The organism is Paraburkholderia sp. NMBU_R16 (assembly GCF_013282575.1).
Lineage (GTDB): Bacteria > Pseudomonadota > Gammaproteobacteria > Burkholderiales > Burkholderiaceae > Trinickia.
Window position 1 is genome coordinate 15,562 of sequence record NZ_JAAAYE010000034.1, and the last position, 13,257, is coordinate 28,818.

11 protein-coding genes are annotated in these 13,257 nt (G+C 63.8%); 4 read left to right on the forward strand and 7 right to left on the reverse strand.

What is annotated here, in order from left to right; all coding sequences use genetic code 11:
* Positions 1 to 39 precede the first annotated feature (39 nt).
* Positions 40 to 2,220: a malate synthase G gene (locus GWC77_RS17850; protein ID WP_173259137.1), complete on the forward strand. Its 2,181-nt coding sequence runs from the start codon at positions 40 to 42 to the stop codon at positions 2,218 to 2,220.
* Positions 2,221 to 2,433: 213 nt separating this feature from the next.
* Complete coding sequence (locus GWC77_RS17855) at positions 2,434 to 4,086, forward strand: L-lactate permease (RefSeq protein ID WP_173259138.1); 1,653 nt, start codon at positions 2,434 to 2,436, stop codon at positions 4,084 to 4,086.
* 131 nt (positions 4,087 to 4,217) lie between these two features.
* On the opposite strand, the gene GWC77_RS17860 is transcribed toward GWC77_RS17855, so the two are convergent.
* Positions 4,218 to 4,499, reverse strand: a complete 282-nt coding sequence (locus GWC77_RS17860; RefSeq protein ID WP_173259140.1) for a hypothetical protein — start codon at positions 4,497 to 4,499, stop codon at positions 4,218 to 4,220.
* On the opposite strand from GWC77_RS17860, the gene GWC77_RS17865 reads away from it, so the two are divergent.
* On the forward strand, positions 4,498 to 5,946 hold the full coding sequence (locus tag GWC77_RS17865) for a sialidase family protein (protein WP_173259142.1): 1,449 nt from the start codon (positions 4,498 to 4,500) through the stop codon (positions 5,944 to 5,946). The two genes, GWC77_RS17860 and GWC77_RS17865, sit on opposite strands and share 2 nt — an antisense overlap.
* Positions 5,947 to 6,135: 189 nt before the next feature.
* A complete protein-coding gene (locus GWC77_RS17870) occupies positions 6,136 to 6,864 on the forward strand; it encodes a DeoR/GlpR family DNA-binding transcription regulator (RefSeq protein ID WP_173259143.1) in 729 nt (242 codons plus the stop codon).
* A gap of 41 nt (positions 6,865 to 6,905) precedes the next feature.
* Here GWC77_RS17870 and GWC77_RS17875 read toward each other — a convergent pair whose 3' ends face one another.
* The 6 genes from GWC77_RS17875 to GWC77_RS17900 form a co-directional block, all read right to left on the reverse strand.
* Positions 6,906 to 7,952, reverse strand: a complete 1,047-nt coding sequence (locus tag GWC77_RS17875) for an ABC transporter permease (RefSeq protein ID WP_173259145.1) — start codon at positions 7,950 to 7,952, stop codon at positions 6,906 to 6,908.
* The gene (locus GWC77_RS17880; RefSeq protein ID WP_173259147.1) at positions 7,949 to 9,505 is read right to left on the reverse strand and encodes a sugar ABC transporter ATP-binding protein; all 1,557 of its coding nucleotides are present in this window, start codon (positions 9,503 to 9,505) and stop codon (positions 7,949 to 7,951) included. The genes GWC77_RS17875 and GWC77_RS17880 overlap by 4 nt, the downstream gene beginning before the upstream one ends.
* 73 nt (positions 9,506 to 9,578) lie before the next feature.
* Entirely contained in the window at positions 9,579 to 10,586 is a 1,008-nt protein-coding gene (locus tag GWC77_RS17885) for an autoinducer 2 ABC transporter substrate-binding protein (RefSeq protein WP_173259149.1), read from the reverse strand.
* Positions 10,587 to 10,693: 107 nt separating this feature from the next.
* Positions 10,694 to 11,737 carry an ABC transporter permease gene (locus tag GWC77_RS17890; RefSeq protein WP_173259151.1) on the reverse strand — a complete coding sequence of 348 codons (1,044 nt, stop codon included), beginning with the start codon at positions 11,735 to 11,737 and terminating at the stop codon, positions 10,694 to 10,696.
* A gap of 92 nt (positions 11,738 to 11,829) precedes the next feature.
* Complete coding sequence (rbsK, locus tag GWC77_RS17895; protein ID WP_173259153.1) at positions 11,830 to 12,765, reverse strand: ribokinase; 936 nt, start codon at positions 12,763 to 12,765, stop codon at positions 11,830 to 11,832.
* Positions 12,765 to 13,232, reverse strand: a complete 468-nt coding sequence (locus tag GWC77_RS17900; protein ID WP_173259155.1) for an RbsD/FucU family protein — start codon at positions 13,230 to 13,232, stop codon at positions 12,765 to 12,767. The genes rbsK and GWC77_RS17900 overlap by 1 nt, the downstream gene beginning before the upstream one ends.
* Between the last annotated feature and the right edge of the window lie 25 nt (positions 13,233 to 13,257).

A 13,257-nucleotide genomic window follows, 5' to 3' on the forward strand; every position in this document is an offset into this window, starting at 1 on the left:
ACGTATCAGCAAGTCAACCCGCATACTGACTGACCGACCATGGACAATCCGATCGACCATCACGGGCTGCGCGTCGCCCCAGCGCTCAGCCGCTTCATCGAAGACGAGGCGATGCCCGGCACGGACCTCGATGCCGCCGCGTTCTGGCAAGGCTTTTCGGCGCTCGTGCACGAGTTGGCGCCGACAAACCGCGCGCTCGTCGCCGAGCGCGAACGCCTTCAGACGGCGCTCGACGAATGGCACCGCACCCACCCGGGCCCCGTGCGCGATCTCGCGGGCTACCGCGCGTTTCTCGAGCAGATCGGCTATCTCGCGCCGCTGCCGCCGCGTTTTCAGATCGGCACAGCAGACGTGGACGCCGAAATCTCGGAACAGGCCGGGCCGCAACTGGTCGTACCCCTCTCGAACGCGCGTTACGCACTGAACGCGGCAAACGCTCGCTGGGGCAGCCTCTACGATGCCCTCTACGGCACCGATGCGCTGCCCGAAGACGGCGGCGCGACGCGCTCGGGTGCTTACAACGCCGTGCGCGGCGCAAAGGTGATCGCGTACGCTCGCACGTTTCTCGATCAAGTGGCGCCGCTCGCGAACGGCTCGCACCGCGATGTGACGCGCTATGCCGTACGGGACGGCCAATTGAGCGTGGAAACGGCCAAGGGCGTCACGTCGCTCGCCGAACCGTCTGGGTTCGTCGGCTATCAGGGCGAGCCCGAATCCCCTTCCGCCATCCTGCTCAAGCACAACGGGCTGCACGTCGAGATCCAGATCGATGCCGACGCACCCATCGGCCGCACGGACCCAGCGCATGTCAAGGACGTCGTACTCGAAGCGGCGGTCACGACGATCATCGATTGCGAGGATTCGGTCGCGGCCGTCGATGCCGAAGACAAAGTCCTGCTCTATCGCAACTGGCTCGGCCTGATGCAAGGCACGCTGACCGAGTCCGTCTCGAAGGGCGGCACCACGTTCACGCGCCGGCTCAATGCGGATCGCAGCTATCGCGCGCCCGATGGCGGCACGCTCGCGCTGCATGGCCGCTCGCTGCTGTTCGTGCGCAACGTCGGCCATCTGATGACGAACGGGGCGGTGCTCGATCGCGACGGCAACGAGATTCCCGAGGGCATCCTCGACGCCGTCGTGACCACGCTGTGCGCGCTGCACGACCGCAGCCGCAAGACGAATTCGCGCACCGGCGCGATATATATCGTCAAGCCGAAGATGCACGGGCCCGCCGAAGTGGCGTTCGCCAACGAGTTGTTCGATCGCGTGGAAGACCTTTACGGTTTGCCGCGTCATACGATCAAGATGGGCATCATGGACGAGGAGCGCCGCACGAGCCTGAATCTCGCCGCGTGCATCGCCGCGGCGAGCGGCCGCGTCGCGTTCATCAACACGGGCTTTCTCGACCGCACGGGCGATGAAATTCATACCGGCATGGAAGCAGGGCCGATGCTGCGCAAGGGCGATATGAAGAATTCGAAGTGGATCGCCGCGTACGAGCGCCATAACGTGCTCGTCGGCATTGCCTGCGGTCTGCGGACTCGCGCGCAAATCGGCAAGGGGATGTGGGCGATGCCCGATCTGATGCACGCCATGCTCGAACAAAAGGCCGCCCAACTGCGCGCGGGTGCGAATACGGCCTGGGTGCCCTCGCCTACCGCCGCGACGCTTCATGCGCTGCACTATCACGAGGTCGATGTGCAGGCCGTCCAGCGATCGCTCGAAGGCATCGATTACGCGAGCGAGCGCGATGCATTGCTCGAAGGGTTGCTGACCGTTCCAGTCGTCGAAAAAGCCGAATGGTCCGAAGACGAGATCCGCAACGAAGTCGAAAACAACGCACAGGGCATCCTGGGCTACGTCGTGCGATGGATCGATCAAGGGGTCGGCTGCTCGAAGGTGCCTGACATCCACAATATTGGTCTGATGGAGGATCGCGCGACGCTGCGCATCTCGAGCCAGCATATTGCGAACTGGCTCCATCATGGCGTCATCGACCGATCGTTCGTCGAGGAAACGTTCCGCCGGATGGCCGTCGTCGTGGACAAGCAAAACGCCGGCGATCCGAACTACCGGCCGATGGCGCCCGAGTATGACGCATCGGTGGCGTTCAAGGCCGCCTGTGCGCTCGCGCTGCAAGGCCGGCAGCAACCGAGCGGGTATACCGAACCGCTGCTGCACAACTTCCGGCTCGAGTACAAACGCAGTTTCAGGCATTGATCAGACCCTCCATCGGTCGGCCTGCCGCCCGCGCCTCGAGATATGGGGCGATGCGCGGGCGCGCAGCGAACGATGCCATGCAAGTCCGATAGCGGACATCCGTCAAGGAGGCGAAGCAAACGTCGTATCGCGAGAAAACGGCTTTCGCGAGCCAGTCGAGCACTCCAGCCGTTACCGAAGAAAAGCCCTCGCGGGCTCAATAAAGGAGACAAAGTGAATACCACTCTGGCCTTACCGCCCGGCACGTTATTCGCGCAGCCGTTGACACCGGTCGGCAACTCGCTGTTATTGTCGTTTCTCGTAGCCGCGGTGCCGATCGCCGTCGCACTCATCATGCTTGGCGTCTTGCGCCGGCCGGCCTGGCAGGCGTCGCTCGCGGCGCTCGTCGCCGGCCTCGCCATCGCAATCGGTATCTGGGGTATGCCGGCCAGCCTCGCGTTCAACGCGGTCGGCGCAGGCATGGCGCTCGCGCTGATCCCCGTCATGTGGATCGTCTTCAACGCGCTGCTGCTGTACAACATCGCCGTGCGCTCCGGGCGCTTCGATCAGTTCCGGCAATGGATGCTCGATCACCTGCCCGACGACCGCCGGCTCGTGCTGCTCGTCGTCGCATTCTCGTTCGGCTGTCTGCTCGAAGGGATTTCCGGCTTCGGCACGCCCGTCGCCATCACGAGCGCCTTGCTGATCGCCCTCGGTTTTCCGGCGCTCGAAGCACTGACCTTCACGCTCATCTTCAACACGGCGCCCGTCGCATTCGGCGCGCTCGGGGTACCGATCACGGTGCTCGGCGCCGTGACGGCGCTGCCCCCGGCTACGCTCGGCGCGATGGTCGGCCGGCAGTTGCCGTTTTTCGCGCTGTTGCTGCCGTTTTACGTCGTCGGCATCTACGGCGGCGCGCGCTCGATCGGCAAACTCTGGCCCGCGCTGCTCGTCTCTGGCGGCAGCTTCGCGCTCGCCCAGTTCGTCACGTCGAACTATCTCGGCTATCAATTGACCGACGTGTTCTCGTCGCTCTCCTCGCTGATCGTGACGATCGGATTCCTCAAAGTATGGAAGCCCGAGCCGGATCCGCGCTTCGCCATCTCGCGCAACGGCGCCGCGGCGATGGTGCGCGCAACCGGACAGGCCCGTATCGGCTGGGGCGGCTGGCTGCCATGGCTCGTCGTGTCGGTCATCGTGATCGTCTGGGTGCATGCGAGCATCGCGGCCATCGGCGACGTCAAGGTCAAATGGCCAGGCTTGCACAATGCCGTCTATATGACGCTCTATCACAAGTCCTACGCGGCGATCTGGGACTTCCAGCCGCTCGGCACGGGTACCGCGATTCTGCTTTCCGCGGTCATCACGGCCGCCTGGACGCGCCTTTCGGTGGCGGATTTCTTCGTGTGCGTCGCCGACACGTGGAGGCAGACGCGCATCGCCATCGCGACGGTCATGCTCATCGTCGGCCTCGCCTACCTGCTCAATTATTCCGGCATGAGCTACACGCTCGGTCTGGGCGTGGCGTCGACCGGTGCGCTGTTCCCGCTCGTCTCCGCGACGCTGGGCTGGGTCGCGGTGTTCCTCTCGGGCAGCGATACCTCCGGCAATGCGCTCTTCGGCAATCTGCAGGTCGTGGCGGCGCGGCAGCTCGGCTTCGATCCCGTCCTGATCGCCGCGACGAACTCGTCGGGCGGGGTGATGGGCAAGATGATCTCACCGCAAAACATCGCGACCGGTGTGTCGACGACCGATCTCAAAGGTCAGGAAGGCGTGGTCTTCGCACGCACGTTCTGGCACAGCGTCTTTCTGACGCTGCTGCTCGGCATACTCGTATTCCTGCAGCAGCACGTGTTGAGCTGGATGATTCCTACGCTGCCGCAATAACCGCGCGCTTACGCATCTTCGTAGTAGGCGGCCCCAGCGGCCGCCTTTTTCTCGCCCCCAAGAATTGTTACAAAAATTTCGCGATGCGGACTCGCGGATTACCTAAAGTGCATTTGCCGTTCCCGGCGAGGTCAGGCTCGCCCGTAAGCGGCAGGTCCGTCCCAGTCGCGGCGCTCATGCCGTGCCTGGACGACGCGGCGACCGACGCGCTGGCGTTTCCAGCGCTTGCGGCCCTGCGGCAGTTGAAGCGGTAGTGTGTTTGGCGAGCAAAAAAGCACAATGACGTGAGGCACGCCGAGGATGCAATCGTCGAAACTCGGACGAACGGGGCGCAAGACTTGCCATGTCATGCGTTTTTGCAGCGGCACCTCCGGCTGGCTGACGCGGGTCGCATCGAAAGGGGTGTCTTCCATGCGACTCAAATACAAGCCTCGTACGTTCATGCGCGCTATTCCGGCTGCGGTAGTGATGGCGGCGGCCTCGGCTGCGGCCACGGCCGCAGCCGTCGATCCGGTGGTGGTATCAGGACCGAGCCCATTCGCCTCCTGCACGATCGGTGGCCCGGGCACTAACTACGTCAACGCGGAAGTGGAACCCTGGGTAGCGGTCAACCCGGCCAATCCGTCGAATGTGATCGGTGCCTGGCAACAGGACCGGTGGTCCAATGGCGGTGCGCACGGCCTCGTGGCCGGCTATTCGTTCGACGGCGGCCAAACCTGGGCCCAGACGAATCTTCCGTTCTCCGCCTGCGCCGGCGGACTTGGCTATGAGCGCGCGTCCGATCCCTGGGTATCCATCGGTCCCGACGGAACGGCTTATAGCGTGTCGATCTCGTTCAATCAATCGAACAACAACAATGCGGTCGCCGCGGCCGTTTCGAAAGATGGCGGAAAGACATGGGGCAATCTGAGCGTGATCATTGCCGATAACGAGCCCTCGCTGCAATTTTTCAACGATAAGGAGTCGGTCACAGCCAATCCGACGAAAGCCGGCGTGGCCTACGCCGTATGGGATCGGCTCGAGCTGCCCAACGGCAATCCGTACGCGAACTTGCATACGACGGCCTATCGCGGGCCAACGCTCTTTTCGAAGACGGTAGACGGTGGGCTCACCTGGAGTTCACCTGCCGAAATCGTAAAAGTGCCGTCGCGGCAACAGACGATAGGCAACCAGATCGTCGTCGATCCACGCAACGGCACGCTCTATGATTTCTTCAATCTGATTACCTCGCCTTCGAACGGGACCCCGTATAACGTCGCGTTCATCAAGTCGACCGACGATGGCGCGACGTGGACGAAGCCCAAACTCATTGCCGATCTGCGCACGGTGGACGTCGTCGATCCGAACACGAACGAGCCGTTGCGCACGGGTGACATCATCCCCGAGCCGGCGATCGATCCGGCGACGGGTCAGCTGTACGTCGTCTGGCAAGACGCGCGCTTCAGCGGCGGGCAGTACGACGAGATCGCGATCTCGACATCGACCGATGGCGGCGCAACATGGAGCGCGCCCGCACGCGTGAATACGGCAACGGGGCGGGTCGCGTTCAACCCGGCGGTCCGCGTCAATTCGTCGGGCACCGTCGCCGTGACATATTACGACTTGCGCAACTTGGCGGCCGGTAACACGACGACGCTACCGACCGACTATTGGCAGACGACGTCGACCAATGGCGGGGCGAGTTTCGGGAATGAAGTGCATCTGGCGGGGTCGTTCGATCTGAAGCTCGCGCCGTTCGCGGAAGGGTATTTCGTGGGCGACTACGAAGGACTCGACGCGCGCGGAACCTCATTCCTGCCGTTCTTCGTCCGGACCAATACGACCACGGCCAATCGCACGGATGTCATCGCAGCGCCCTGAACCGCATATTGACCGGCAGCGGTCGCCGAGATAGCGGCGGCTGCCGGGCGCACAACATCCCCCGCCCCCGCCGCCTGCCAATCCTCGCGCGCAATTGTTATAATCCGCTCATACCGCCGATATAAAAATAACGCCCCTGTTATCGGTGCCCACTACGAAAACGACGGCAGCGGCCAGACCCAAGTTCCTATGCTCAAGACCGAACGCCTGCGCTCGCTCGCCGACGCGCTCGCCAAGCACAACGTCATGCGTCTGCGCGACGCAGCTTCACTGCTCGGCGTTTCCGAAATGACGGTACGTCGCGATATTGCCGCGAATCCCGAGCGCTTTACCTATCTCGGCGGCTATATCGTCAGCGCGGTCAACGTGCCGAACGCGGCGGGCTATTCGCTCGAACAGGAAAAGGACCACTTCGCCCAAGCCAAGGCACAAGCTTCGGCGCATGCGGCCGCGCTGATCGCCGATCACGAGACGATCTTCATCGATTGCGGCACGACACTGACTTCGCTCGCCCGGCTGATACCGGCCACGATGCACATTACCGTCGTCTGCTATTCGCTCAACGTTGCCGAGATTCTGCGGCGCATGCCGAACGTACGCATGATCCTTCTGGGCGGCGTCTACGTGCCCTCCTCCGACTCGTTCACGGGTGACGAAAGTCTGGAGATGCTGCGCCGCATGGGGATCAACAAGGCATTCATTTCGGCAGGCGGCATCGATGAGACGCGCGGGGTCACCTGCTGGAATTTCCACGAAGTGGCATTGAAGCAAGCGGCGATGGATAACGCGGTCGAGCGGCACCTCGTGGCCGATTCGAGCAAATTCGGCGTCGTCAAAGCCGTGCGCTTTTCGCAGCTCGGCGATTTCGATTCGATCATCACCGAAACGGGCCAGACGCTGCGCAAGCGCAAGGCTTGACGCATCGGTGAGCGGGCCGCCGCCCCGCGCACCGCGTCTCGTCAACCGCGCCGGCGCAACACGAATAGTGTCCCGGCGACCAAAATGAACGCGCCGACGATGACTTTCTGCCAAGTGCTCGGCACGCCAATGAGAATCAGCACATTGTTGACGAGCGTCACGAGCACGACGCCGAGCAGCGTCCCGATGACCGTACCGCTGCCCCCGGTGATGCGGGCACCGCCGAGAATGACCGCCGCGATCACATCGAGTTCGGAGCCTACGAGGTCGAACGGATTCGCAATCCGATTGTTCGATACGTGCAGAATGCCGGCGATGCCCGCAAGAAAACCCGTATAGCCGAATACGAACAGATGCACGGCCCGCAGGTTGTAGCCGAGCCGCTCGGCAATGGCGAGACTCCCGCCCATCGCATAGACCGCGCGCCCCATCATCGTCCGGTTGAGCAGCCACCACGTCGCGAGCGCCGCAACGACCAGCGCGATCACCGAGATCGGCAGCACCGCATGCAATCCGTCGGCCGTCCGATAGGCGATGAGCGGTATGCGGCCGAAGCGGTCCATGCTGTGCGGGATGTTCATGAAGAACGTCGTGCCGATGAAAGTCAGCAAGACACCGCGGTAAAGATACTGCGTGCCGATCGTCACGATCAGCGACGGCGCCTTCAACCGATAGACGAGTACGCCGTTGAGCAACCCGAGCAGCACGCCCCCGATAGCACCTGTCGCCAGGATCAACGCAAACGGCGCGTCGGGCCACCATGCAAATACGGCCTTCGTAATGGCGTACATCGTCAGCGCGCCGATGGCGGTGAACGACACGTCGATGCCGCCGGAAGCGAGCACGACGAGCGTGCCGAGCGCGAACAGCGACATCGTCGTCGCCGAATGCAGCATGTCGAACAACGTCGCCCATTGCAAAAAGCGCGGATTGAGCGAGGTCACGACTACACAAGTCACCGCGATCAACGCGGCAGTGAACCACTCGGGGTTGCGCGCGAGCCGTGCACGCCAGCCCGCCGCCCGCGTATTGCGGGACAGCTCCAGTGCGTTCGTGTTCGGGGTACTCATCGTTTGATTGATGCTCATACTGGCTCCGCCTGCGCCGGCCCCGCTTCCGCCAACAGCGCCTGATACAGCGCCGCCTCGGTCAGCCCTTCGGCACGATATTCCCCCGCAATGCGGCCTTTTTTCATCATCAGGATTCGATCGCAATTGAGCAGCAGCTCGGGCAGATCGTCGCTGATCAGCAAGATGCCGATGCCGCGCTGAGAAAGCCGCTGCATGATCCGGTAGATGATGTCCTTCGATCCGACGTCGACGCCAACCGTGGGCCCATGCAGGATCAGCACGTGAGGATCGATCGCAAGCCAGCGGCCGATCAGCACGCGCTGCTGGTTGCCGCCCGAGAGCGACTGCACAGGCTTGTCGATGTCGGGCGTGGCGATCTGGAGTTCCTTCACCGTATCGACGGCCAATGCGCGCGAGCGCTTGCGGTCGATCTGGCCAAAACGGTCGCGCAAGCTCGAAATCATCGCCGTGATGACGTTTTCACGAATCGACTTGTCGAGAAAGAGCCCTTCGCTCAAGCGGTCTTCCGGTACATAGCCGATTCGGTGGCGCTTGGCATCGGCCGGCGTCGAAAGCGTCACGCGCCGACCTTCGAGCGTGACGGTGCCCGTATCGGCGGGACTCACGCCCGCGAGCGCGCGCGCAAGCTCGTTGCGCCCCGAGTCGAGCAAACCGGTCACGCCGAGAATCTCGCCGCGATGCAGCGCGAACGAGACCTGACGAAACTGCTCGCGCCGCCCAAGTTCTCGCACGTCGAGGACCACCTCCGCGTGCGAGCTGGCCGCATCGCGATAGCGCTCTTCCGAAAGCGTGCGCCCCGTCATCAGCTCCGAGAGCTGCGCCTTCGAGTAATCGGCGATCGGGCCTTGCGCGACCTTCTGCCCGTCGCGCATGACGATGACCTCGCCGCCGATCGCAAAACATTCGTCGAGCTTGTGGCTCACGAACAGTACCGTGACGCCTTGCCCGCGCAGCGTGTCGAGCACCTCGATCAGATTGGCGACCTCCTTTTGCGTCAGCGACGTCGTCGGCTCGTCCATGATGACGAACTTCGCTTCGCTCGCGATCGCGCGAGCGATCGCAACGAGCTGGCGCGTCGCGAGCGGGAGCTGCTCGATCAGCGTGCGCTGGAATTCGGCGTCGCTGGGCAGACCCACCGCTTCGAGCGCGCGCCGCGCCGTCGAAAACAGCACGTGCCGGTCGAACGTGCGGGCGAGCCGGCCATCGTGCTCGGCCAGCTCGGCCGTGAGCGCCACGTTCTCTGCGACGCTGAGATTCGGCAGCAGCGAGAGATCCTGATAGACGGTTTCGATACCGGCCGCGAGCGCCTGCAACGGCGAAAGCCGCGCGTACCGCGCGCCTTCGATCACGAGCTCGCCCTCGTCGGGCGGCTGAGCCCCCGAGATGATCTTGATGAGCGTGCTCTTGCCGCAGCCGTTTTCGCCCAACAGGTGATAGATCTGGCCGCGGGCGAACGAAAGCGTCACCCCGCGCAGCGCATGCACACCGGTGAAGCGCTTATGTACGCCTACGACTTGCAACAACGGCTCGCTGGCCTGATGCTCATTCATCGTGATTCCGCTCGCAATCGAAACGAGGAAGCGCGCCCGGCCGGTACTGCCGGGCGCACGACTCACGCGCCGATCAGAAGTTGTATTGCTTGTAGTTGGCCTTGTCGACGCTCACCCAACCCTGGCCGCGTGCGATGAGGCCCTTGCCAGGCCCCTTGCTGAACACGACTTTCTCATAGCCGGGCATGCCGAGATTCAGCGTGTCGCCGACTTTGAACGTCTTGCCATCGACGAGCATCTTCGCGATCTTGTTCATCGCCTCGCCGGCCAGCTTCGGATCCCAGAACGCAATGCCGTTGATCGCGCCGCTTTCGAGGTACTTGCCGGCTTCGCCCGGCAGGCCCGTGCCGAATACGCAGACCTTGCCCTGCAGGCCCGCCTCTTCCACGGCGCGCCCGATGCCGAGCACGTCGAGCGACGACGATCCCTGGAAGCCCTTGATGTCCGGATGCTTGCGCAGCACTTCCTTGGCCACTTCGTAGGCACGCGTGCCGTCGTTGTTGGTCTCGAGGTTGTGCTCGACGAGCTGCATCTTCGGATACTTCGCCTTCGCCTCGGCGATGCCGCCTTCGGCCCATTGCACCTGCGAGCGGCTGCCGAGCGAGCCGACGAGCGTAGCCCACTTGCCCTCGCTCTTCATGCAGCTGGCAAGCCTGTCATTGAGCGCGGCGCCGTACGCTGCGTTATCGAAGGCCTCGAGATCGACCATCGTGTTCTTGGCGTTGTCCGCCTCGTGCGTGACGACCTTGATGCCGCGATCCATCGCTTTTTTCAGCACCGGTTCGAGCGTCGGCGGGTCATAGGGGACGACGGCCAGCGCGCTCACCTTCTTGGCGATCAGGTCTTCGATGATCTTTGCCTGTTGAGCGGCGTCGGCACGGCCGGGACCGGTCTGGTAAGCGTTCACGCCCGTTTCCTTGGCGAATTCCTTGACGCCGTCGTCCATGCGGTTGAACCAGCTGATGCCGGTCACTTTCACGACCGTGACGATCGTCTCGTTCGTCGCCGCCTGCGCCGCGAATACGATGCCGGCGCCGAGTGCGCATGCGGTGAGCGCGAGGCTCAATCGAATCGGTTTCATGCCTTGTGTCTCCTGTGTATTGTTCGCTCGATGCCCCTTGCTACCGCGGCGAACGCCCGAGGCCTTGGTGTTCGCCAACTGCTCGATCCGCTTCGTTCCTGCTGTCTTCATCCTCCGGGGCGAGGCGGCGTCTTGCCGCCGCGCGGCAGCGCGATGCCGAAAATCGCGCGTATTCGTTCGCCGCCCGCAAATGCCAGCGAGAGCAGCAGCAGAAATCCCCACGTACAGTCTCCAAAGAACTGCGACACGTTCATGAGATTGAACAGGCTCGAAAGAAACTGCAGCACCGTCGCGGCGAAAAACACGCAGACGACGCGGCCGTACCCGCCCGCGGGATTCACGCCGCCCATCACCGCGATCAGAATTGCGATCAGCAGGTAAGAGTTGCCGTAGTCCCACTTCGCGCTCATGGTGTGCGTCACGCTCACGAGACCCGCAAGCGAAGCCAGCAGGCCGCATAGCGTATAGGTGGCAATCAACATTCGCGCGTTCGGCACGCCCGCATAGAACGCGGCGCGCTGGTTGGTCCCCATCAGATACAAGCGCAGTCCGAACGGTGTGCGCTTGAGCACCCAGCCCAGCACGAGCGCCGCGGCCAGAAAGATGCAAAACGAGATGGGCACCTGAAAGAACGTGCCGTTGCCAATGTCCGAAAGCGGCTCGATGTAATCGATGTGGACCGACGCGCCGTTGCTCAGTGCCACGGCCAGACCCGTGAAGACGAGCTGCGTGCCGAGCGTGCAAAGGATCGGCGTGAGCTTCAGGCGAGCGATCACCAAGCCGTTCAGAAAGCCCCCCGCAAGCCCCATCGCCACGACGATCGCGCAAAAGAGCGCGGTATAGCGCACCGGGGAATCGTCGCCATTGACGAACTGCGGCACGAGGAGCGCCGCGACCATGCCCGACAGGTTCGCAAGACCCACGCCCGAGAGATCGATGCCGCCGTTGCCCGAGAGCATCGACAGCATGATGCCGAACGCGAGCAGCCCGACTTCGGGCAACTGCGAGCCCATCGACTGCAGGTTGTCGATGCCGACGAACTGCCCGTGCGAAAACCCTACGGCGACAAGCACCACGAGCACGTTGACACTCAATAGAAAGTTGAGCTGCCGGTCGGCGAACCACTGGGCGGGACGGATTGACGGCTTCATGTTGACGACATGCTCCTCCAAAACTTTTGCTTGGACCGTTCGCGTTTGCCGCGCAAAACCTGTTTCACGCGATGTTCGCGTCGTGCTCCGTCTCAGCCCGCGGCCGCAGCCGCATCGAGCAACGCCTCGATTTCAGCGAGTCGCGGCATCGACGGCGCCGTGCCCGGACGCGTGACCGAAAGACCGGCGAGCGCACAGCCGAAGCGTATCGCCTCGACGGGATCGTCGCCGCGCGCGAGCGCAGCCGCGAAGCCGCCCGTGAAACCATCGCCGGCGCCGGCCGTCTCGACGACCGCCCCGCATCGAAACGCCGGCACGAAGACCGAGCGCGCATGCGAGTGCATGAGCGCGCCGGCCTCGCCGAGCGTCACGATGACGGCACCCGCGCCCTTTGCTAGCAGCACGTCGGCCGCCCTGCGCGCATCGTCGCGCGAACGCACTTCGATGCCGGTCAGCGTGGCGGCCTCGGTCTCGTTCGGCGTGACATAGTCGCACAGCGCGAAGATATCGTCGGGCAGTGGCAGCGCCGGAGCCGGATTGAGCACCGTGATCACGCCATGGCGGCGCGCGATCTCGAGGCCGCGACGCGCGGCGTCCACCGGCTGCTCGAGCTGGGTCACGAAGACCTGAGCCGAAGCGATATCGGCTTCGATCGCGTCCGCATCGCCGGCATCCATCGTGCCGGCCGCGCCGGCTGCGACGATGATCGCATTGTGACCCGTTCCCTCTTCGACGAAGATGTGCGCCGCGCCCGTTGCCATGCCCTCGACACTCGTGGCGCGCGCGACGATCCCCTCCGCCTGCCAGGTCGCGCGCGCGATGTCGCCGAACGCGTCGTTGCCCAACCGCGTGCAAAAGACGACCTCGGCACCGGCGCGCGCGGCGGCGACCGCCTGGTTCGAGCCTTTACCGCCCGGACCCATTGCAAACGTCGAGCCGGCAATCGTCTCGCCGATGAGCGGCATGCGTGACGCCCGGAACGCGAGGTCCGTCACGTAGATGCCGAGGATGACGACGCGCCCGCCCATCAACCTACCTTCGGGGCGTCTGGCGCGAGAATCACGCCCTTGGTGAAAACGAAGCAGCCATAGCCGCGCAACTCGCCCGTCGCAATGACGCAATAGGCCTTGCGCGCGCGGGCATAAAAAGCGTGACGCTCGATGGGCGCGAACGGCACGCTGCGCCCCTCGGCGGCGTCGACCTCCGCTTGCGCCTCGCGCTGCACGGCCGGCAGCGCCTGCGGATCGCCGACGACTTCCATGCGCATCGCGGGCGTCTCGACGTACGTGTCGAGCGGCAGGATCGACAGCACCGCGCGAACGGCTTGCGCCGAATCGGCGCCATCCATGCGCAGCAGGCGGCCCAGCTTCGTATCGCGAGCCACTGAATCCGCGGGGAAATTGGCGTCGCAGATCACGACCTCGTCGCCGTGCCCCATTGCACTCAGCGCGTAAAGAACATCGGGGTTCAACAGCGGGCTCAGATTTTTCAGCATCTCGTCTCCTGTCTCCTATCGTCTC

Excerpts from the sequence above, each read along its gene's own strand:
- rbsK (WP_173259153.1), bottom strand. The coding sequence starts at position 12,765 with ATGGGCGGGCGCGTCGTCATCCTCGGCATCTACGTGACGGACCTCGCG.
- GWC77_RS17850 (WP_173259137.1), top strand. The coding sequence starts at position 40 with ATGGACAATCCGATCGACCATCACGGGCTGCGCGTCGCCCCAGCGCTC.
- GWC77_RS17890 (WP_173259151.1), bottom strand. The coding sequence starts at position 11,737 with ATGAAGCCGTCAATCCGTCCCGCCCAGTGGTTCGCCGACCGGCAGCTC.
- GWC77_RS17900 (WP_173259155.1), bottom strand. The coding sequence starts at position 13,232 with ATGCTGAAAAATCTGAGCCCGCTGTTGAACCCCGATGTTCTTTACGCG.
- GWC77_RS17870 (WP_173259143.1), top strand. The coding sequence starts at position 6,136 with ATGCTCAAGACCGAACGCCTGCGCTCGCTCGCCGACGCGCTCGCCAAG.
- GWC77_RS17880 (WP_173259147.1), bottom strand. The coding sequence starts at position 9,505 with ATGAATGAGCATCAGGCCAGCGAGCCGTTGTTGCAAGTCGTAGGCGTA.
- GWC77_RS17865 (WP_173259142.1), top strand. The coding sequence starts at position 4,498 with ATGCGACTCAAATACAAGCCTCGTACGTTCATGCGCGCTATTCCGGCT.
- GWC77_RS17885 (WP_173259149.1), bottom strand. The coding sequence starts at position 10,586 with ATGAAACCGATTCGATTGAGCCTCGCGCTCACCGCATGCGCACTCGGC.
- GWC77_RS17875 (WP_173259145.1), bottom strand. The coding sequence starts at position 7,952 with ATGAGCATCAATCAAACGATGAGTACCCCGAACACGAACGCACTGGAG.
- GWC77_RS17860 (WP_173259140.1), bottom strand. The coding sequence starts at position 4,499 with ATGGAAGACACCCCTTTCGATGCGACCCGCGTCAGCCAGCCGGAGGTG.